19 protein-coding genes are annotated in these 17,477 nt (G+C 63.2%); 8 read left to right on the top strand and 11 right to left on the bottom strand.

Features of this window, described 5'->3' with window-relative positions; genetic code table 11:
• Positions 1-5: 5 nt before the first annotated feature.
• The 3 genes from FJ948_RS07640 to dapD form a co-directional block, all read right to left on the bottom strand.
• The gene (locus tag FJ948_RS07640) at positions 6-383 is read right to left on the bottom strand and encodes a DUF805 domain-containing protein (protein WP_181173590.1); all 378 of its coding nucleotides are present in this window, start codon (positions 381-383) and stop codon (positions 6-8) included.
• Positions 376-729: a DUF805 domain-containing protein gene (locus FJ948_RS07635; protein ID WP_140703030.1), complete on the bottom strand. Its 354-nt coding sequence runs from the start codon at positions 727-729 to the stop codon at positions 376-378. Before FJ948_RS07635 ends, FJ948_RS07640 begins: the two co-directional genes overlap by 8 nt.
• A gap of 72 nt (positions 730-801) precedes the next feature.
• The gene (dapD, locus tag FJ948_RS07630; protein WP_140703028.1) at positions 802-1,656 is read right to left on the bottom strand and encodes a 2,3,4,5-tetrahydropyridine-2,6-dicarboxylate N-succinyltransferase; all 855 of its coding nucleotides are present in this window, start codon (positions 1,654-1,656) and stop codon (positions 802-804) included.
• Between the two features lie 225 nt (positions 1,657-1,881).
• On the opposite strand from dapD, the gene FJ948_RS07625 reads away from it, so the two are divergent.
• Positions 1,882-2,727, top strand: a complete 846-nt coding sequence (locus FJ948_RS07625) for an LOG family protein (RefSeq protein WP_115141502.1) — start codon at positions 1,882-1,884, stop codon at positions 2,725-2,727.
• A gap of 132 nt (positions 2,728-2,859) precedes the next feature.
• Here FJ948_RS07625 and FJ948_RS07620 read toward each other — a convergent pair whose 3' ends face one another.
• Positions 2,860-3,564 carry a pyrimidine 5'-nucleotidase gene (locus FJ948_RS07620; RefSeq protein WP_140703026.1) on the bottom strand — a complete coding sequence of 235 codons (705 nt, stop codon included), beginning with the start codon at positions 3,562-3,564 and terminating at the stop codon, positions 2,860-2,862.
• A gap of 161 nt (positions 3,565-3,725) precedes the next feature.
• On the opposite strand from FJ948_RS07620, the gene FJ948_RS07615 reads away from it, so the two are divergent.
• From FJ948_RS07615 to FJ948_RS07605, 3 genes are all read left to right on the top strand, one after another.
• Positions 3,726-4,487, top strand: a complete 762-nt coding sequence (locus FJ948_RS07615; protein ID WP_140703024.1) for a GGDEF domain-containing protein — start codon at positions 3,726-3,728, stop codon at positions 4,485-4,487.
• A gap of 185 nt (positions 4,488-4,672) precedes the next feature.
• Complete coding sequence (locus FJ948_RS07610; protein ID WP_140703023.1) at positions 4,673-4,858, top strand: hypothetical protein; 186 nt, start codon at positions 4,673-4,675, stop codon at positions 4,856-4,858.
• Positions 4,855-6,294 (top strand): GMC family oxidoreductase, encoded by a 1,440-nt coding sequence (locus FJ948_RS07605; RefSeq protein WP_140703021.1) that lies wholly within the window; start codon positions 4,855-4,857, stop codon positions 6,292-6,294. Before FJ948_RS07610 ends, FJ948_RS07605 begins: the two co-directional genes overlap by 4 nt.
• A gap of 226 nt (positions 6,295-6,520) precedes the next feature.
• Here FJ948_RS07605 and FJ948_RS07600 read toward each other — a convergent pair whose 3' ends face one another.
• The 3 genes from FJ948_RS07600 to FJ948_RS07590 all read right to left on the bottom strand — a co-directional run bounded on the left by FJ948_RS07600 (position 6,521) and on the right by FJ948_RS07590 (position 9,633).
• Entirely contained in the window at positions 6,521-7,495 is a 975-nt protein-coding gene (locus FJ948_RS07600; protein ID WP_140703917.1) for an amino acid ABC transporter permease, read from the bottom strand.
• Entirely contained in the window at positions 7,492-8,790 is a 1,299-nt protein-coding gene (locus FJ948_RS07595) for an FAD-binding oxidoreductase (protein ID WP_140703915.1), read from the bottom strand. Before FJ948_RS07595 ends, FJ948_RS07600 begins: the two co-directional genes overlap by 4 nt.
• A gap of 78 nt (positions 8,791-8,868) precedes the next feature.
• Positions 8,869-9,633 (bottom strand): transporter substrate-binding domain-containing protein, encoded by a 765-nt coding sequence (locus FJ948_RS07590; protein WP_224693988.1) that lies wholly within the window; start codon positions 9,631-9,633, stop codon positions 8,869-8,871.
• A 422-nt stretch (positions 9,634-10,055) separates the two neighbouring features.
• On the opposite strand from FJ948_RS07590, the gene FJ948_RS07585 reads away from it, so the two are divergent.
• Positions 10,056-10,502 carry an Lrp/AsnC family transcriptional regulator gene (locus FJ948_RS07585; protein WP_246677468.1) on the top strand — a complete coding sequence of 149 codons (447 nt, stop codon included), beginning with the start codon at positions 10,056-10,058 and terminating at the stop codon, positions 10,500-10,502.
• A gap of 67 nt (positions 10,503-10,569) precedes the next feature.
• On the opposite strand, the gene FJ948_RS07580 is transcribed toward FJ948_RS07585, so the two are convergent.
• Positions 10,570-11,202: a TetR/AcrR family transcriptional regulator gene (locus tag FJ948_RS07580; RefSeq protein ID WP_140703015.1), complete on the bottom strand. Its 633-nt coding sequence runs from the start codon at positions 11,200-11,202 to the stop codon at positions 10,570-10,572.
• Positions 11,203-11,304: 102 nt separating this feature from the next.
• Here FJ948_RS07580 and FJ948_RS07575 point away from each other — a divergent pair, with 102 nt between their 5' ends.
• Entirely contained in the window at positions 11,305-11,709 is a 405-nt protein-coding gene (locus tag FJ948_RS07575; protein ID WP_140703013.1) for a VOC family protein, read from the top strand.
• Positions 11,710-11,810: 101 nt separating this feature from the next.
• Here FJ948_RS07575 and phhA read toward each other — a convergent pair whose 3' ends face one another.
• A complete protein-coding gene (gene phhA / locus FJ948_RS07570; protein ID WP_140703011.1) occupies positions 11,811-12,647 on the bottom strand; it encodes a phenylalanine 4-monooxygenase in 837 nt (278 codons plus the stop codon).
• A 136-nt stretch (positions 12,648-12,783) separates the two neighbouring features.
• Between phhA and FJ948_RS07565 the strand changes: the two genes are divergently transcribed.
• Positions 12,784-13,260, top strand: coding sequence for an Lrp/AsnC family transcriptional regulator (locus tag FJ948_RS07565; RefSeq protein WP_127296467.1), 477 nt, complete (start codon positions 12,784-12,786; stop codon positions 13,258-13,260).
• A 111-nt stretch (positions 13,261-13,371) separates the two neighbouring features.
• Complete coding sequence (gene bchE / locus FJ948_RS07560) at positions 13,372-14,940, top strand: magnesium-protoporphyrin IX monomethyl ester anaerobic oxidative cyclase (RefSeq protein ID WP_140703009.1); 1,569 nt, start codon at positions 13,372-13,374, stop codon at positions 14,938-14,940.
• A gap of 7 nt (positions 14,941-14,947) precedes the next feature.
• Here bchE and argB read toward each other — a convergent pair whose 3' ends face one another.
• Positions 14,948-15,841 carry an acetylglutamate kinase gene (gene argB / locus FJ948_RS07555; RefSeq protein ID WP_140703007.1) on the bottom strand — a complete coding sequence of 298 codons (894 nt, stop codon included), beginning with the start codon at positions 15,839-15,841 and terminating at the stop codon, positions 14,948-14,950.
• A 103-nt stretch (positions 15,842-15,944) separates the two neighbouring features.
• Positions 15,945-17,444 (bottom strand): amidase, encoded by a 1,500-nt coding sequence (locus tag FJ948_RS07550; RefSeq protein ID WP_140703005.1) that lies wholly within the window; start codon positions 17,442-17,444, stop codon positions 15,945-15,947.
• Positions 17,445-17,477 lie beyond the last annotated feature (33 nt).

The raw sequence follows: 17,477 nt of genomic DNA, 5'->3' as shown, positions 1-17,477 counted from the left end.
GGGCCTCAGGGTTGCGCCGGCTCGTTGGTGCGCCGGCCATAGCGATTGGGTCCAGGCTGCCCTGGAAACAGGCACAAGACAATAAAGGCGACAATCGACACGACCGGCACGAACAGGATCAGCGCGGCAATGCCCGGCTTGTCGAGGTCGTGCAGCCGCTTCACCGCCAGCGCGATGTTGGACCACAGCGACGCGATGAAGGCGATGAAGAAGATGAACGACCACATGTTGCTCTCGGGCGAGCCCTCCGGCACCAGTGTGAAACGGTACAGCGGGAACGCCTGGATTATGGCGACGAGCAATCCGCCGAGGAAATAGGCCGCGCGGCTGACGCGGCCCGATGTCTTGAAGAAAAGCCAGGTGAGATCTGATCTGTCAGGCAAGCGGGTCCGGTCCGTATTGATTGGCACCCTTGGTGCCCTCGAGAATGCCGCACTCCACCAGGAACCAGATCGCGCCGATGACAGGCACCAGGATGATCAGGGTCCACCAGCCGGATTTGTCGCGATCATGCCAACGCTTGGCATAGACGGCGAAGATCGAATAGAGCATGGCGAGCGAGTAGAGCAAATAGATAAAGCCGTAAGGCATCTGGTTGAATGTGGTGCCCAGTATGTTGTCGAGGATCATCGCGATCACCGCGCCGACGAAAATGACGCCCACGCATGCCCAGAATTTTGCGCGGTTGATGCGGCCCTCATAGCTGGTCAGCAGATATTTCCAGTCCATGTCACCCCTCCATGTTGAACCAGCGCGACCGATCGTCGCGCCGGCGGAAGGTGCGCTTGCCGGGCTGAAAGATCAATCGCGCAGCAATTCGTTGATCGAGGTCTTGGAGCGGGTCTTGGCGTCGACGCGCTTGACGATGACGGCGCAGTAGAGGCCCGGACCCGGCTCGTTGTTCGGAAACGCCTTGCCCGGCATCGAGCCGGCGACGACGACGGAATTCGGCGGCACCTCGCCATAGAAGATCTCGCCGGTTGCGCGGTCGACGATCTTGGTCGACTGGCCGATGAAAACGCCCATGCCGAGCACCGAGCCTTCGCGCACGATGCAGCCCTCGACGACTTCGGAGCGCGCGCCGATGAAGCAGTTATCCTCGATGATGGTCGGGCCGGCCTGCATCGGCTCCAGCACGCCGCCGATGCCGACGCCGCCCGAAAGGTGGACGTTCTTGCCGATCTGGGCGCAGGAGCCGACCGAGGCCCAGGTGTCGACCATGGTGCCGCTATCGACATAGGCGCCGACATTGACGAAGGACGGCATCAAAACGGCGCCCGGTGCGACATAGGCCGAACGGCGCACGATCGACGACGGCACGGCGCGGAAGCCAGCCTTTTCGAAATCGACGGCGCTCCAGCCGTCGAACTTGGACGCTACCTTGTCCCACCACACGGCCTCGCCGGGGCCGCCCTTGATGATTTCCATCGGATTGAGCCGGAAGGAGAGCAGCACCGCCTTCTTCAGCCACTGATTGACATGCCATTTGCCGTCGGCCTGCCGCTCGGCGACCCGGACGGTGCCGTGGTCGAGCAGGTCGAGCGCCGCCTGGATGGCGTCGCGCACTTCGCCGCGGGTCGCGGTCGAAATGGCGTCGCGTTCCTCGAAGGCCTTGTCGATGGTCTTTTCGAGGCTCGCCAGATCGGGCTTCGACATGAATTTGCTCCATTACCAAGCTGTTAAGGGGCTGCGCCTTAACCTGTTTTAAAGTCGCGCGGACCCCTGGCATGCTTTGCATGCCTGGGTCTTTGCATGTAGCAGGTTCTTGTCGCAAAACCGCCGGACACGTTTGCGGAACCTGCTTATGTTAAGGCTTAATGAGGGTCAATCGCGGCTGCGTCACGGGACGACGTAAGTGAAGGAATTGGACGGGTGGATTTGATGACTCCCATGGAAAAGGCGGGATGGACGCCGCTGCCGCATTCGGACGAGGATCTGGAGCGGTCGAAAAGCGTGCCGGACACGCCGCAAACGCGGGCCGAGACCTATCGCCTGGCCTGGAACGATCCCGACTTCATGACGCGCCGCGAACTGCGCGCGGTCCGGCTGCAGCTCGAATTGCTGAAACCGGAAATGATCCTGGCCGAGCGTGGCATCCGTTCGACGGTGATCCTGTTCGGCGGCGCGCGTCTGCCGGAGCCCGGTGGCGAGGCCTGGGCGGCCAAGAACGAGACGCAGAAGAAGAACCTAGAGGAAAACAGCAAATATTACGAGGAGGCGCGCAAATTCGCCCGCCTCTGCTCGCAGCAGTCGGCCGCCTCATATTACCGTGAATACGTCGTGGTGACCGGTGGCGGTCCAGGTGTCATGGAAGCCGGAAACCGCGGCGCCGACGATGTCGGCGCGCCGTCGATCGGGCTCAACATCGTGCTGCCGCACGAGCAGGCGCCGAACGCCTATGTGACGCCGGAACTGTGCTTCAACTTCCACTATTTCGCCATCCGCAAGATGCACTTCGTCATGCGCGCCAAGGCGGTGGCGGTGTTTCCCGGCGGCTTCGGCACGATGGACGAGTTCTTCGAGACCCTGACCTTGATCCAGACCGGGCGCATGGAGCGCGTGCCGGTGATCCTGTTTGGCAAGTCCTTCTGGAAGCGGGCGATCGACCTCGACTTCCTCGCCGAGCAGGGCACGATCAGCCCCGGCGACCAGGACATCATCGATTTCGTCGACACGGCCGACGAGGCCTGGGGCATCATCAGCCGGTTTTACAAGTTAGGGGAGTAGGGGTGGGAACTGGGGAATTGAACTGGGGAATTGAAGAACTGAAGAATTGAAGAATTGAAGAATTGAAGAAAAAAGGGGGCCGGATCGTTCCTCAGTTCCTCAGTTCCTCAGTTCTCCAATTCCCTAATTCCCCTACTCCTTCTCCACAATCGCCGTGAGAAACGTCGCCAGGTCGTCGGTGACATAGTCGACATCGTCCTCCTGCGCCGGATCGCGTTCCCAGATCTCGGAAAAGGTCGGCTCGAAATTGCGCGGCACCACGAGAACCGTGGTCATGCCCAGCGACTTAGGCACCGCCAGGTTGCGCGCGAGATCCTCGAACATCACCGCGTTGTGGCCGGTGACGGCGTGCAGCTCGGCGAACTTCTCGTAGGTCTGGCGCGCCGGCTTGGGATTGAGGCCGGCGGCGACGATGTCGAAGATGTCGTCGAAATGGTCGAGGATGCCGAGCTGGCGAGCGGTGCGTTCGGCATGCCTGCGGTCGCCATTGGTGAAGATGAACTTTCGGCCGGGAAGCTGGCGAATGGCGGTGCCCAGGACGGGATCTGGCACCAGCCACGAATAGTCGATGTCATGGACCTTCTCGAGAAAGTCGTCCGGATCGATGCCGTGGCGCGTCATCAGCCCGTTCAGCGTCGTGCCATATTCGCGATAGAGCTCCTTCTGCAGCTTGCGCGCCTCCTCGCGCGGCAACGCCAGCAACTCCCCGACATAGGCAGTCATCTTGACGTCGATCTGCGAGAACAGATTCGAGTGGTGCGGATAGAGCGTGTTGTCGAGGTCGAACACCCAGTCGGTGACGTGGGCGAAGCGGGTGGGATCGGGAAGCGTCGTCATGGGCTCCTTATGGCATGAAACAGGGATTCCGAAAGGGACTTTATCCACAACTTCTGCCCGTTGAGGTTGCAGAAATGGCCTGACGATTCAAATTTTAACCATCCGGGAAAGGTGGCCTTCAGGGCTTGCTGGCACAGAGACAGTCCTGTGGGGAGTTCGCGATGAACAGCATTATACTGAGATCCGCCGCCATCGCTTTCGCCTCCGTAGCCGCTTCCCTCCTGCTGACATTGATCATCGTCCCAGCCATGGGATTCCCGATAACGCGCACGATCTGGCTGACCTCGACCCTCTGTCCGCTGGTCCTTGCCTGGGCAGCCTGCGCCAGCACGTTCTGGCAGAGCGACAGGCTGAAGAACGCGCATCGCGAACTTGCCCGCGCCCATGCCCAGCTCGCCGCCGCGCACCGCCGCCTGGCGGAAAAGGCGAGCCGCGACGACATGACCGGCATGCTCAACCGGGAGAGCTTCTTTGCCGCGCTGGACGGCTCCCGGCGCAAGTCCGACCGCGGCGCGCTGCTGATCATCGACGCCGACCATTTCAAGGCGATCAATGACAGTTTCGGCCACCTGACCGGAGATGATGCGCTGCTGCTGATCGCCAGCGCCATCGAGCGCGGCGTGCGCAACGGTGACGTGCTCGGCCGCATCGGCGGCGAGGAGTTCGGCGCGTATCTGGTCGGAGCCACCGAGCAGGAGGCCAAACGCGTCGCCGAGCGCATTCGCCGCGAGGTCGAGCTGATCCGCTTCCGGCCGGTCGACGAAAGGACCATTCCGCTCACTGTCAGCATTGGCGGCACCGTCTGCGGCGAGGAGGCCAACGTCTCCGAACTGATGCGGGCCGCCGACCGCCGCCTCTATCAGGCCAAGCATGCCGGCCGCAACCTCACGATGCTGGATACGGACATTTCCGCAGCCGCGTGAGCCGGCGGGTCGATACACTCGGCCCGTTAAGGAATTTCTAACCCTGTTTGCATTCGGTTGTACCGCTTATCAGCCTTTTCACCGCGTTGAGGCCATGCGTGGCACGATACTGGCTTGCGTGACGATGCGTGTGCCGTTCGGGGAACGTCATGCGCGCATCGAAGCCCTGCCCCGAGAGGCCTGTCATGAGTTTCTTCATCAAAAGAATGTCGCGCCGCACGCTCGTGCAGACGCTGATTGCCCTGCCTGCCCTGTCCTTGTTCCGCAATCGGCCGGATGCCAATGCCGATCATGCCGGTCCGTCGCGGGCCGACCCTGACGAAATCGTCGAGGTCAATGGCTGGATCCTGAAGCGGAGCGACCTGGCATGATCTTCGACAGCTACGAGGCGTATCGCGCCGCCAATTTCGCGCCGAAGGTCTGCATCCTTGGTTCCGGTCCGGCCGGCACCACGATCGCTAGAAAACTTGGTGCGGCCGGCATCCCGGTCGTGGTGATGGAAGCCGGCTCGCGGGATTTCAGCGACGAGTCCCAGGACTTCTACCGCGGCACCACGGTCGGCGATTTCTATTTCGATCTCGACATCACCCGGCTGCGGCTCATGGGCGGCAGCTCCAATCACTGGGCCGGCTGGTGCCGCGTGCTCGACAAACAGGATTTCGAGCCGAAGGCTTGGGCGCCCGACACGGGCTGGCCGATCCGCCGCGCCGATATCGAACCTTACCTGCCGGAGGTGCGCGACATCCTCGACCTTCCCGATTTCCGGCCCGACGTGCCGATCTCGGATGACATTCGCTGGGTGCAGCTGATCAAGAGCCCGGCGGTGCGGTTCGCCGAAAAATTCGCCGACGAGCTCGACAAGAGCAAGAACATCGCCGTCGTGCTCAACACCTACGCCACCGAGCTCGCCGGCGACGGCAAGCGGGTGACGGGCGCCAGGCTGTGGTCCAACGGGCAGGACGCCGGCTCGTTCGCGGCCGATTACTTCATCGTCTGCACCGGCGGTCTGGAGAACTCGCGGCTGCTTCTATGGTCGAACCAGCGCTCCAATGGCGGTGTGGTGCCGAACGCCACGGCCCTCGGCCGCTATTGGATGGAGCATCCGACCTTCGAGGGCGGCGATGCCATCCTGGGCAATTATGGTGCCTTCGAGGTCGATGCCGTCAACGAGGCCTTCTTCTCGCCGACGCTTGCCGCGATGGAGCGGCTGCGGATCATGAATTTCGGTATCAGGCTGATCGAGAAGCCATATCCTGGCGTCAAGAACCTCATCGCCGATCTCGCCTGCACGGCGCCAAACATGGCCGAATGGATGTCATCCAAGCTCAGCCAGAATTTGCGCTGTGCCGCGCAGCTCTATGTCGCCTGGGAGCAGGCGCCGCTCGCCTCCAACCAGATCGAACTGTCGAAAACCGATGTCGATCATGCCGGTGTGCCGCGCATCGAGCTGCATTGGAAGAAATCGGAGCTGGAACGGCGCACGCTGCTCGAAGGGCTGAGGCTGTTCGGCGCCACGCTGATCGAGAAGAACCTGGGCCGTGTGCGCATCGCCGACTGGATCGGCAATGGCGCGGACTATCCGACCGACGAAGAAACGGCGGGGCACCATCATATGGGTGGCACGCGCATGGGCACCGACGTGACCAGGAGCGTGGTGGATGCCAATTGCAAGGTGCATGGCATGGACAATCTCTATGTCGGTGGCTCTTCGGTGTTCTGCACGTCGGGCCAAGCCAACCCGACGACGACCATCACCGCGCTCGCCTGCCGGTTGGGCGAGCACCTGAGCAAGGTGGTTTTCGTCTGAGGGCCGACAAAGTCGGCCCGCCGAATCGCATCGGCCGGCAAGCCCGGCGCCAATGATGGCGCCGGCAGCGGCTTCAAAAGCCTTGGACGGCGATGCGCACCAGAACGGCGGCGGCCGCCAGCGCGCTCGACCTGCAACGCGCCCAGCTCAAGCGGCTGAAGGCCGAGGTGCCCCGGCGCGCTAAAAATGTCGCATGGACCGTTCCGGCACACTTTAGGCCGCCGGATCACACCTGGCGACCCGATCGGCCGAAACGCCGTTCGAGATAGGCCTGGCCGAATTCGAGCGCGATCGACAGGGCCCAGTATATCATCGAGGCGGTGATCAGCATCTCGATATGACGGAACTCCGTCTGGCCCATCGTGCGGGCGAGATACATGATCTCCCAAACGCCGACGACGGACACCAGCGAGGAATCCTTCAGCATGGCGATGAACTGGTTGCCGGTCGGCGGGATGATGACCCGCATGGCCTGCGGCAGGATGACCAGCGCCATGGTCTGGCCCGGGCTCAGGCCGAGCGCCGTGGCTCCTTCGCTTTGGCCGCGCGGGATGCTTTCGATGCCGGCGCGGAAAATCTCGGTCATGTAGGCGCCGTAGCACAGCGACAGCGCCACGATGCCCGCCGGCACCGCGCCGATCACATAGCCGACCTGCGGCAGGCCGAGATAGATGATGTAGATCTGCATCAGCAGAGGCAGGCCGCGAAACAGCGACGTGTAGAAGGTGGCCAGCCCGTAGACGATGCCGTTTCCGGTCAGCTTGGCGATGGCGCCGACCAGCGCGATGACGGTCGCGATCAGGATCGAGATCGCCGAAATGTAAAGCGTCGTGGTGACGCCCTGCGTGACCAGGAAACCAATCTTTCTGGCGATGAAGGCGAGCGAGAGGTCGAAGGAATAGAAGAACAGCATCAGCAGCGCGAACAGCTCGATCCAGACGCCGACGATCTGCTGGCGCCGGGGCAGGAGGAGCAGCAGCTTGCAATTCACCAGCACCAGCAGCGCGATCGATACGGCGGAGAGGGCCTGCGACAAGGCGGGGTTGGCCCGCACCCAGTCGGATGCGTCGGGCATCAACGTAGCGAGCCAGCTCGACTTGATGCCCATGGCGTAGAGGGCCGCGGCCAGCAGCGCCGGAAAAAACACCGCGGCCGCACGGCGGGCGAGCCCTGGATGGGAGAGCATCAGCCGGCCGATCATGCCACCACCTTGGCGGTGGCGTTGCGTTCCCGCCACCAGTCCTGCGCCTGCAGCTTCCAGTAGGTGAGCTGCGCGGCGGCCAGGCCGGCGGCGCCGCCGGCCCAGTTCAATCCGAACGGCGCGAACTGCCGGTAGCGATCCGAAGCGCCCAGAATACCTTCCGCGACGACTTTTCCGGCAATCGCCGTGGTGTTGAGGCCATGGCCACCGAAAGCGGTGCAGTACCAGACGCCCGGCTGCAGCGCGCCGATCTGGGGCATCAGATGCCGGGCATAGGACATCAGACCCGACCAGGCCAATTCGGTCTTGAGACCGGCAAGCTGCGGGTAGGTGCCGACCATCTCGCGGCGCAACTCGCGCGCCAGCGCGTCGGCGGAAGCGGGGCGCGTGGTGATGCGCCCGCCCCACAAAAGGCGATTGCCGCTCTCGACCAGACGATAATAGTCGCCGGCCCGCCTGTTGTCGCCGACGGCATCCGTGGTGGCGATGGCCTGCGCGATGAGGCGGGGAGCCGCCTCGGAAACCATCACATAGGTCGCGATCGGCAGGAAGGCGCGGTAGAGCTGGCCGAACACCGGCCCGGTGTAGCCGCCGGTCGCCAGCACGATCTGGGGCGCCCGAAGCGTGCCCTGTCTGGTGCGCAGCATCTTTTGCGTTCCCGACAGGTCGCATTGCACGACCTCGGAGCTCTCATGGATCTTGCCACCCAGGCGCTCGACTTCGTCGGCCAGGCAACGGAGATAGTTGAGCGGATGGATGTGAAAGGCGTTTGGGTCGCGCAGGCCCTGGTAATAGCGGGCGGACTTCAGCGCTGATCGGACGTCTTCCCGGCGCAGATATTGAAGCTCGTAACCATGGTCGCGTGCCATCTGGTCGGCATAGGCCTTCAGCGCGTCGCCATCGTCGTAGCGCAGGACGCTGAGCAGGCCGGCGCGCGGCTCGGCAGACGATATTGCGAGCGCCTCTATGATGTCGCGCACGAATTCGACGCCTTCGATCGACAGCCGGTGCAGGTCGCGCGCTGCCTCGCCGCCGACACGTGCGGCGATGTTGTCGCCGCCGGTGGCGAAGCCGGGCGTCACGAAACCACCATTGCGGCCCGAAGCGCCAAAACCGACGAGCTGGGCTTCCAGCACGGCGACATGCAGTCCGGCGCGCGCCAGCTGCAGCGCCGTCGTCAGCCCGGCCAACCCGGCGCCGACGACGGCCACGTCACATCGCGCCTCGCCTTGCAGCGGCGGCCTCGTCTTCCGGTCGGTCAGGGTGCGGGCGTAATAGGTGTCCGGATAGGCCATCGGCGACTTTTGCTGTGAGTGGTGGTTCATTTTGTGGGATAACGCCGCCGGCTGCCGAGGGCAGCCGGCGCAATGACCTCACTTGGCGCTGTAGTCCTTGCCGTACCACTTCGTGGTCAGCGCGGCGAGCGTGCCATCGGTCTTCATCCCGGTGATAATGCCAGCGACCTTTGCGGTCCACTCGGGATCCTTCTTCTCGGCGATGACGACGAGCGGCTCGCGGAAGGCGTACTCGCCTTCCAGGATCTTCACGGGATAACCGTTCTTGATGGCGTTCTGCGCCGTCTGCTCAGGCGCGATCACGGCGTTCAGGCGCACGCCGTCTCCAAGCCGCAAGTCATCGAAGGGAAGCATCGAATCCGCGTATGTGCGGACCTCGCCCGGTTCGAGCTTGTATTCGATGGGAGCCAGGCCGGGTGCGTCGATTTCGAGCTTGCGGCGGATGAAATCCTCCGAGGTGGTGGCCGTCTCGACGCCGATGATCTTGCCGTTGAGATCGGCGACCGACTTCGCGCCGCTGTCCTTGTGCACGACATAGACATAAGGGCTGTAATAATAGATGCCGACAAAGTCGATCACCTTGGAACGGGCCTTGGTCGGGGTGACCGATCCGACGCCGAGGTCGTAGCGTCCCTGCCAGCGGCCGCCGGTCAGCGTCGCCCAGTCGGGCGTTTCGAACGAGACCTCGACACCAAGCCGCTTGCCGATCTCGCGCGAGACGTCGATGTCGAAACCGGCGAGTTCGTTGCTGTCGTTGAGGAAGCTCTGTGGCGGCCAGGCGGCGTTGGTGGCGATGACCATCGCCTTTTTCGACGTGACGCGGTCCAGGGTTTCCCCGGCCATGGCGGCCGTCGTGATCGCGAATGTCGCGGCGGCAAGAATGGCTAAATCGAGCAGCTTTTTCAAAGTTATCCCTCCCTTGTGGTTGAAACTGATAGGATGCGTAACGTTGGACCTCAGCGCTTCTGCACAAGTCCAACGCGGATTGGTTTGTGCCCCACGCCGGGGCTTGTTCCCCCTGATGGACCGGCGTTTGTGCCCCAGACAGTCAGGTCGCAAAAAGCAGGCTTCCACCCGGCGAAATGCGCGATAATGGCGATTACGCAGTCATTGCGTGCCTTGAGACGGCAAAGTGCCTGAAAGGTTCGCCTTGTGCTGTTCGCCCCGGCCAGTCTTCCAGCCAGTCTTCCCGATTGTCGCGGAGGCGGTTCAGCCGATAGGATCGCGCGGCGGTTACAGCGCGGATCGAGCGAGAGGATTTGTTTGTGGAATTGACCGAGAAGGATCGTCAGCTGCTCGCGCTCATGCAGAAGAATGCGCGTGAGCCGGTCGCTTCACTGGCACGGCAGCTCGGCGTATCGCGGACTGCGCTGCAGGAGCGGATACAGAAGCTGGAGGCCGGCGGCATTATCGAAGGCTATACCGTGCGGCTGGCCAAGGCGGTGACCCAGAACGCGGTCCACTGTTTCACGCTCGCCGCCTTGAACAACAAGAGCTATCCGGACGTCTCCAGGAAGATCAAGGCGATGCCTTCGATCCAGGCGGTCTACGCCATAACCGGCGAGTGGGACCTGATCATTCACCTCGCCGCCGAGACGCTCGAGAAGCTGAACCGGGAGGTGAATGCCGTCAATGAAATCAGCGGCGTCGTCAAAACCGCTTCCCATGTGGTGATGGAGACGAAGTTCAACCGCACCATCTACGCATTGTAGCGCGTGGCGGGACGCCTCCGCGGCCAACACCCGGCCGGCTTTGCCGCAAACGTCGGCGGGCGACGGACTATTTAGGCTGGACGCCATAGGCGACAAGAAACGCCTCTACCGAGGCATCCGCGTGCCGTTCAAGTTCGGCCTTGGAGCGCGGGTTGCTCCCAGTGAACATGGCTTCATTCATGGGGATCCAGAGAAGCATTCCAAACAAATGGCTGGCTGCCAGATGGGGGTCGCTGGTTTGCATCAGTCCCCGATTGGTGAGCTTTTGAAAGCACGACGCCATCGAGGCCAACATGCGCTCAAAACCTTTTTCGTACCAGCTGCGACCAAGCTGCGGCATTCGATCCGCATTGGCGATGATCAGGCGTCGCAGCTTCAACAACTCTTCATCCATGAGCAGCGTTATCAAACGTCGGGCAAGCTGCTGCAGGCCACCCTGCATGAATTTCGCCTCTGAAAGCAGTGTCGTCACGGACTCGATGATATCGTTGACCTGGGTCGCGGTTGATAGAACGACTTCGGCGAAAAGCGTCTCCTTGTCCGTGAAATGCTTGTAGACAGTCTGCTTGGAAGCTCCCGCCCTGGTGGCGATTTCCTCCATGCTGGTTCCATCATAGCCCTTGGCGATGAACGCCGCCGTGGCCGCCTGGATGATTTCACGATCCTTGCGTGCCGATCTGGTCTCCCCTTCGATTTGCATGGCGCTCCTTTACCAGTACTAGACGGTACCGTTCCCGCGTGATAGTCGTCAAACGGTACTGGACTGACTAGTACCTGTCAACGAAGGCAAGGCTTTAGACCGATGACCAAGATGATCTTCATAAATCTGCCGGTGCGCGATCTGCAGGCAGCGACCAACTTTTATCTCGCGATCGGGGGCACGCTGAATCCGCAGTTCTCGAACGACCAGGCCAGCTCGATCATGTTCTCGGACTCCATTGGAGTCATGTTGCTTACGCATCAGCATTACGGCCAGTTCACGGCAAGGCAGATCGGCGACCCCAAGCGTGAAAGCCAGATGCTGATCGCTCTCACCACCGACAGCAAGGACGACGTCAATGCCGTGATCGAGAAGGGCGTGGCGGCAGGCGGCCGCGCTGATCCCAATCCGGCGCAGGATCTCGGCTTCATGTTCAACCGCCACATCGAAGACCCTGACGGCAACGTCTGGGAGTTCCTGTGGATGAACCCCGCCGCCCTGCAATAATCTGTCGGGATCAAAGCGTCTAAGGCGCGTCGCGTCGAGAGGGACTCATGCGACGCGCCTTAGTCTACCCTAATGGCGAGGTCATTTTTGACCGAAACGCATTAGACCGTCGCCGGGTCGAGCGCCGGTTGCCCCTTGCGGCGCGCGACGATCGCCTCGAAATCCGCGTTCTGGAAGGCATCGCGCAAGGCGTCGAAGGACGGCAGCACGAAATAGGCGCGCTGGAACTTGTCGATCTCGTAGCCGGTGCGCATCACCGTTTCCAGGTCGAAAAGCACATGGTGGGCGTCCTTGCCTTCGACGGCGAACTGCAGTTCGGTAAAGGACGACATCAGCCCGGCGCCAAAGGCCTTCAGCGGCTGGCCGGCCTCCTGCATCAGGCCGTATTCGGCTGTGTACCAGTAGAGCCGTGTGATCATCTCGTCGCCGCCGAGCGCGATGATGTCGCCGGCCTTCCTGCCATACATTTGCATGAAGTCGGCGAACACCGGCTGCGACAGCACCGGCACATGGCCGAAGAAATCGTGGAACATGTCCGGCTCGACGATGTAGTCGAGTTCCTGCCTGGCGCGCAGCCAGTTGGTGACCGGGAAGCGGCGGTTGGCAAGGTGATCGAAGAAGGGTGCGGCCGGAATGAGGCCCGGCACGGCGACGATCTCCCAGCCGGTCAGCTCGCGCAGCCTGGCGCTGACGTCAGCGAAATCGGGGATGCGGTCGAGCAGGCCAAGCTTCTCGACGCCGTCGAGATAGGAATGATGGGCGAGTTTTTGCGTCAGCTTGGTCTGGCGGTCGCAGAGCGTGCGCCACACGGCCTGCTCCTCGGCGCTGTAGTCATAATCCTGCGCCACGGTGAAATCGGCGCGGCAGACCGAATAGTCGCCGCGCAAACCCTGTGCCGCGCAGTCGCGGGCATATTCGGCAACGCTCATCGTCGTCATGGCTTTCTCTCCCTCGCAAATCATCAATGGCTGAGAAGAGGTTAACCGGATTTGCCGAGGCAAATCGGTTTTGATGATGGCTCGCTGGCGGCAATCGGGATAATATTCACTCATAATTCGCATCAGGGGAGTGAAAATGCCTCAATTTGACGACTTCGAGATCAAGATGCTCGATGTCCTGCAACGCGATGGGCGCAAGCCCGTCTCCGAGCTGGCACAGGAGATCGGCCTGTCGACCACGCCTTGCGCGCGGCGCTTCGAGGCGCTGCAGGAAGCCGGCATCATCAAGGGATTTGCCGCCGTGATCAGCCGCCGCGCGGTCGGCCTGATGGTCGAGGTGTTCATCCAGGTGCGCCTGGTCAGCCACAGCGACGGCTCGCCCGAAAGCTTCATTGCCGCCGTGCAGCGCATGGACGAGGTGTCGTCGTGCTGGACGATGACCGGCGACCACGATTTCCTGCTGCATGTCATGGTGCCCTCGGTCGACGAACTCAACGCCTTCGTCATGCACCGGCTGATGCGGCTTGACGGGGTGCGCGACGTCCACACGCAGCTGGTGCTGCAAAACATCAAGGGACCCGGCCACGTGCCGCTCGCGCATCTGAGGCGGTGAGGGCGCTTCCCCGTTTCTGCGGAAAAGCTGCAAGCAAACTGCTGAAACGGGCCAATCGGGCGGCACGATCGCCACCCAGCATGCGCGGACCAACTTCCCCGGAGGTCCGTCATGAAAATCGTCCTGATCAATCCGCCGCATACCGCCATCGGCAGCCGCGTGCCCGACGATCACCTGCCGCCGCTCGGCCTGCTGGCCATCGGCGGCCCGCTGATCGATGCCGGCCACCAGGTGCGGCTCGTCGATGCCGAGTTCGGGCCGATGCCGCTTGCCACAGTCGTCGCGGAAGCCTTGGAGGACTGTCCCGACTTCGTCCTGATCGGCCATTCCGGATCCACTTCGGCGCATCCGACCGCCTTGTTGATCGCCGGCATGATCAAGGCGCGCGCGCCGGCGACGATCGTCATCTATGGCGGCGTCTTCCCGACCTATCATTGGCGCGACATACTGGCAGAAGCGGACGTTTTCGACTTCATCGTGCGCGGCGAGGGCGAAGCGACCGTGATGGCGCTGGTCGAGGCGCTGGAAATGCACCAGCCGCCTGCAAGCGTTGCCGGCATCGCCTATCGCGACGATCTTCGCCGTCCCTTCGCCACGCAGGCCGCGATGACCATTGCCGATCTCGATGCCTACCGCGTCGGCTGGGAACTGATCGACCACCGCAGATACAGTTACTGGGGCGGCAAGCGTGCCGTGGTCATGCAGTTTTCGCGCGGCTGCCCGCATCTGTGCAATTATTGCGGCCAGCGCGGCTTCTGGACCCGTTGGCGGCACCGCGACCCCAAGAAATTCGCGCAGGAGATCGCCTGGCTGCACCGCGAGCACGGCGTCGAGCTGGTCAACCTCGCCGACGAGAACCCGACCGTCTCGAAGAAGGCCTGGCGCGCTTTCCTGGATGCGATGATCGCCGAGAACGTGCCGGTGCTGATCGTCGGCTCGACACGCGCCGACGACATCGTTCGCGATGCCGACATGCTGCATCTCTACCGCAAGGCCGGCGTCATCCGCTGGCTGCTCGGCATGGAAAACACCGACCAGCAGACGCTGCAATTGATCCGCAAGGGCGGCAGCACCTCGTCCGACCGGGAGGCGATAAGGCTGCTGCGAAAACATGGCATCCTGTCGATGGCGACCTGGGTGGCCGGCTTCGAGGACGAGGGTTTTCGCGATCTGTGGCGCGGCTTTCGTCAGCTCCTCGCCTATGACCCGGACCAGATCCAGGCGCTCTATGTGACGCCGCACCGCTGGACGCCGTTCTTCCGCATCGCGCGCGACCGCAGGGTCATCCAAAAGGACGCCCGCCTGTGGGACTACAAGCACCAGGTGCTGCACATGAGCCGGCTGAAGCCATGGATGCTGTTCTTCTGCGTCAAGCTGATCGAACTCGCCGTGCAGTCGCGGCCGAAGGCGTTGGCACGCATCCTGTTCCATCCCGATCCCGAGCAGCGGCACTCGATGCGCTGGTACACACAAATGGGCCGCCGCGTCTGGTTCCGCGAGGTCTGGGGGTTTCTGGCGACGGACCGCCGTGTGAAGGATGGCCCGACGCTGGCCGAATTCTGGGGCGCGCCGCAGGACGCCGAAGAGGAATCGATGAGGGTTTCACGCCCGGCGCGAAAGCTGGCTGTCCCCGTCCTCGAGGGCAGTCAGGTGCCAGGAGAACCGAAGTTAGCCGGCTGATCGTCGGCTACGGCACGATCAGCGTGCCGGCGCCGTGCTCGGTAAACAGTTCGAGCAGCACCGAATGCGGCGTCTTGCCGTTGAGGATGACGACGCCCTCGACGCCGCGCTCGATGGCCTCGATGCAGGTCTCGACCTTGGGGATCATGCCGCCCGACACCGTGCCGTCCTTGATCAGCGCCTTGGCCTCGGCGACCGTCAGCTCATCGATCAGCTTCTTGTTCTTGTCGAGCACGCCGGGCACGTCGGTGAGGAACAAAAGGCGCGAAGCCTTGCAGGCGCCGGCGATGGCACCTGCGAAGGTGTCGGCGTTGATGTTGTAGGTGTGGCCATCGCGGCCGGGCGCCACCGGCGCCAGCACCGGGATCATTTCGGAGCGGGCCAGAAGATCGAGCAGCGTGCGGTCGACCTCGACCGGCTCGCCGACGAAGCCGAGATCGAGCACGCGCTCGATGTTGGAGTCGGGATCGATCATGGTCTTGCGCGCCTTTTCGGCGAAAACCATGTTGCCGTCCTTGCCGCACAGGCCGATCGCCCATTCGCCCTCGGCGTTGATCAGCGCCACGATCTCCTTGTTGATCGAACCGGCCAGCACCATCTCGACGATCTCGACCGTCTTCTGGTCGGTGACGCGCAGTCCGCCCTCGAACTTGGATTCGATGCCCATCTTGGCCAGCATGGCGCCGATCTGTGGGCCGCCGCCATGGACGACGATCGGATTGACGCCGGACTGCTTGAGCAGAGCGATGTCGCGGGCGAAGGCCTTGCCGAGTTCGAGATCGCCCATGGCATGGCCGCCATATTTCACCACGACCGTCTTGTGCTCGTAGCGCTGCATGTAAGGCAGCGCGCGCGACAAGAGGGCGGCCTGCATTTCGGCGGTGGCGGCGACGTCCGTCATCGGCGTGGTTCCCTGGATAATACTAGCTAAGGACGGCGGCGTCTTAGCGGGAATTGACGCGAGCCGCAAATGGCATTGCTGTCATAGTCGGTTCACGGTGTCGTCATTGTGACGGCACCATCAGCGGCGCCCTGCGGCCAAGCCAGCCCGAGATTTTCTCCATCTGCGCGGCGAACGACAAAAGCGTTTCCTCGTCGCCCGGCCGGCCGGCGGCCTGGATGCCGAGCGGCAGGCCGGCCGCCGTGACATGGACGGGCAACGCGATCGACGGCTGGCCGCTGACATTGTGGATCGCCGGCCAGTGCGTGAACCAAAGGCTCTTGTCCATCAACTGGCCGAACAGGGGCTTGATCCTGAGCAACGGGGTCAGGTGGAGTTTGTCGAGCAGGTTTTCGATCAGTTCGTCGGCGCCTTTGGGATCCATGGCGCCGCAGGGAAGCGGCGGGTGCGCGATGATGGGCATGAGGACGGCGTCGTACCGCGCGGTTTCCTCGATCATCCGCCGTGAGGCGGCATGCAGCCGCTGCAGGCCGGCATAGACCTCGCCGGCCGAGACCAATTCGCCCAACCGGCCGAGCACCCGCGTGGCGCGCTCGATGTCGCCCGTCACGGAGCGGCCGACGCGCAGCGCTTCACCCCGCAATGAACCGGCAACGGCGGAGGCGACCGTCGTGCAGAAATCGGCGAAGAACTCGCGGCCGATGAAGGGCAGCTCGATGTCCTCGACGGTATGGCCGCCCTCGCGGGCGAGCGCCACTGCAATGTCGAGCGCCTTGAGCGTCTCGGCCGAGATCGGCAGACCGAGGGGTGATTTGCGGTACACCGCCAGCTTGAGCTTGCCGGGATCACGCGCGGCGGCCGCGGCGAACGGGCCCTTGGGCGGCAGCGCGGCATAAGGCGCCAGCGGATCGGGACCGTGGGTGAGGTCGAGCAGCAGGGCGCAGTCGCGCACCGAGCGGGTGACGGCGTGATCGACGACCATGCCGTACCAGCTTTCACTTACCAGCGGCGACAGCGGAATGCGGCCGCGCGAGGTCTTGAGGCCGACAAGCCCGCTGCAAGCGGACGGCACCCGGATCGAGCCGCCGCCATCCGACGCATGCGCCACCGGCACGACGCCGGCGGCGACCAGGGCTGCCGCGCCGCCGGACGATCCGCCGGTGGTGTGGCCGGTGTTCCAGGGATTGCGGGTGATGCCGAAGGCTTTCGACTCGGTCATCAGCCGCAGCCCGTGTTCCGGCGATGTCGAGGTGACGATCGGGATCAGTCCGGCGGCGAGGTAGCGCTCTGTCATCACCGAGTTGAAATCGGGCACCCAGGCGGGAATGCGGCTGCCGCCATGCGTGGGCACGCCCTTGATGGCGATGCCGAGATCCTTGATGGCAAAGGGCACGCCGGCCAGCGGCAGCGAACGGTCGATGCTCTTCGCCCGGACCCGTGCCGCTTCATAGAGCGGCTCCGCCGTGGCGTTGATTGCGGGCCTTGTTGCCTCCGCGCGGGCGATCGCCGCTTCAGTCAGCTCGATCGCTGTCAGCTCGCCCTTGCGCACCAGGCCGGCAAGGCCGGTTGCGTCTTCTTCCCACAGGACCCGTTCGACCGACATGCGCGCTCCCCCGTTTGCCGCCACGCTAGTGAG

Origin of the sequence: Mesorhizobium sp. B2-3-12 (genome assembly GCF_006442205.1) — a bacterium.
Classification (GTDB): Bacteria; Pseudomonadota; Alphaproteobacteria; order Rhizobiales; family Rhizobiaceae; genus Mesorhizobium.
Note: the sequence above shows the minus strand (reverse complement) of the source record. Positions and strands in the feature narration are given on the sequence as shown.

Bases quoted from the DNA above. Each gene is read 5' to 3' on its own strand.
- FJ948_RS07595 (WP_140703915.1), bottom strand. From the start codon at position 8,790: ATGGCCTATCCGGACACCTATTACGCCCGCACCCTGACCGACCGGAAG.
- FJ948_RS07625 (WP_115141502.1), top strand. From the start codon at position 1,882: ATGACTCCCATGGAAAAGGCGGGATGGACGCCGCTGCCGCATTCGGAC.
- phhA (WP_140703011.1), bottom strand. From the start codon at position 12,647: ATGACGACGATGAGCGTTGCCGAATATGCCCGCGACTGCGCGGCACAG.
- argB (WP_140703007.1), bottom strand. From the start codon at position 15,841: ATGACGGACGTCGCCGCCACCGCCGAAATGCAGGCCGCCCTCTTGTCG.
- FJ948_RS07610 (WP_140703023.1), top strand. From the start codon at position 4,673: ATGAGTTTCTTCATCAAAAGAATGTCGCGCCGCACGCTCGTGCAGACG.
- FJ948_RS07590 (WP_224693988.1), bottom strand. From the start codon at position 9,633: ATGGCCGGGGAAACCCTGGACCGCGTCACGTCGAAAAAGGCGATGGTC.
- FJ948_RS07635 (WP_140703030.1), bottom strand. From the start codon at position 729: ATGGACTGGAAATATCTGCTGACCAGCTATGAGGGCCGCATCAACCGC.
- FJ948_RS07605 (WP_140703021.1), top strand. From the start codon at position 4,855: ATGATCTTCGACAGCTACGAGGCGTATCGCGCCGCCAATTTCGCGCCG.
- bchE (WP_140703009.1), top strand. From the start codon at position 13,372: ATGAAAATCGTCCTGATCAATCCGCCGCATACCGCCATCGGCAGCCGC.
- FJ948_RS07600 (WP_140703917.1), bottom strand. From the start codon at position 7,495: ATGATCGGCCGGCTGATGCTCTCCCATCCAGGGCTCGCCCGCCGTGCG.
- FJ948_RS07550 (WP_140703005.1), bottom strand. From the start codon at position 17,444: ATGTCGGTCGAACGGGTCCTGTGGGAAGAAGACGCAACCGGCCTTGCC.
- FJ948_RS07575 (WP_140703013.1), top strand. From the start codon at position 11,305: ATGACCAAGATGATCTTCATAAATCTGCCGGTGCGCGATCTGCAGGCA.
- dapD (WP_140703028.1), bottom strand. From the start codon at position 1,656: ATGTCGAAGCCCGATCTGGCGAGCCTCGAAAAGACCATCGACAAGGCC.
- FJ948_RS07620 (WP_140703026.1), bottom strand. From the start codon at position 3,564: ATGACGACGCTTCCCGATCCCACCCGCTTCGCCCACGTCACCGACTGG.
- FJ948_RS07615 (WP_140703024.1), top strand. From the start codon at position 3,726: ATGAACAGCATTATACTGAGATCCGCCGCCATCGCTTTCGCCTCCGTA.
- FJ948_RS07580 (WP_140703015.1), bottom strand. From the start codon at position 11,202: ATGCAAATCGAAGGGGAGACCAGATCGGCACGCAAGGATCGTGAAATC.
- FJ948_RS07565 (WP_127296467.1), top strand. From the start codon at position 12,784: ATGCCTCAATTTGACGACTTCGAGATCAAGATGCTCGATGTCCTGCAA.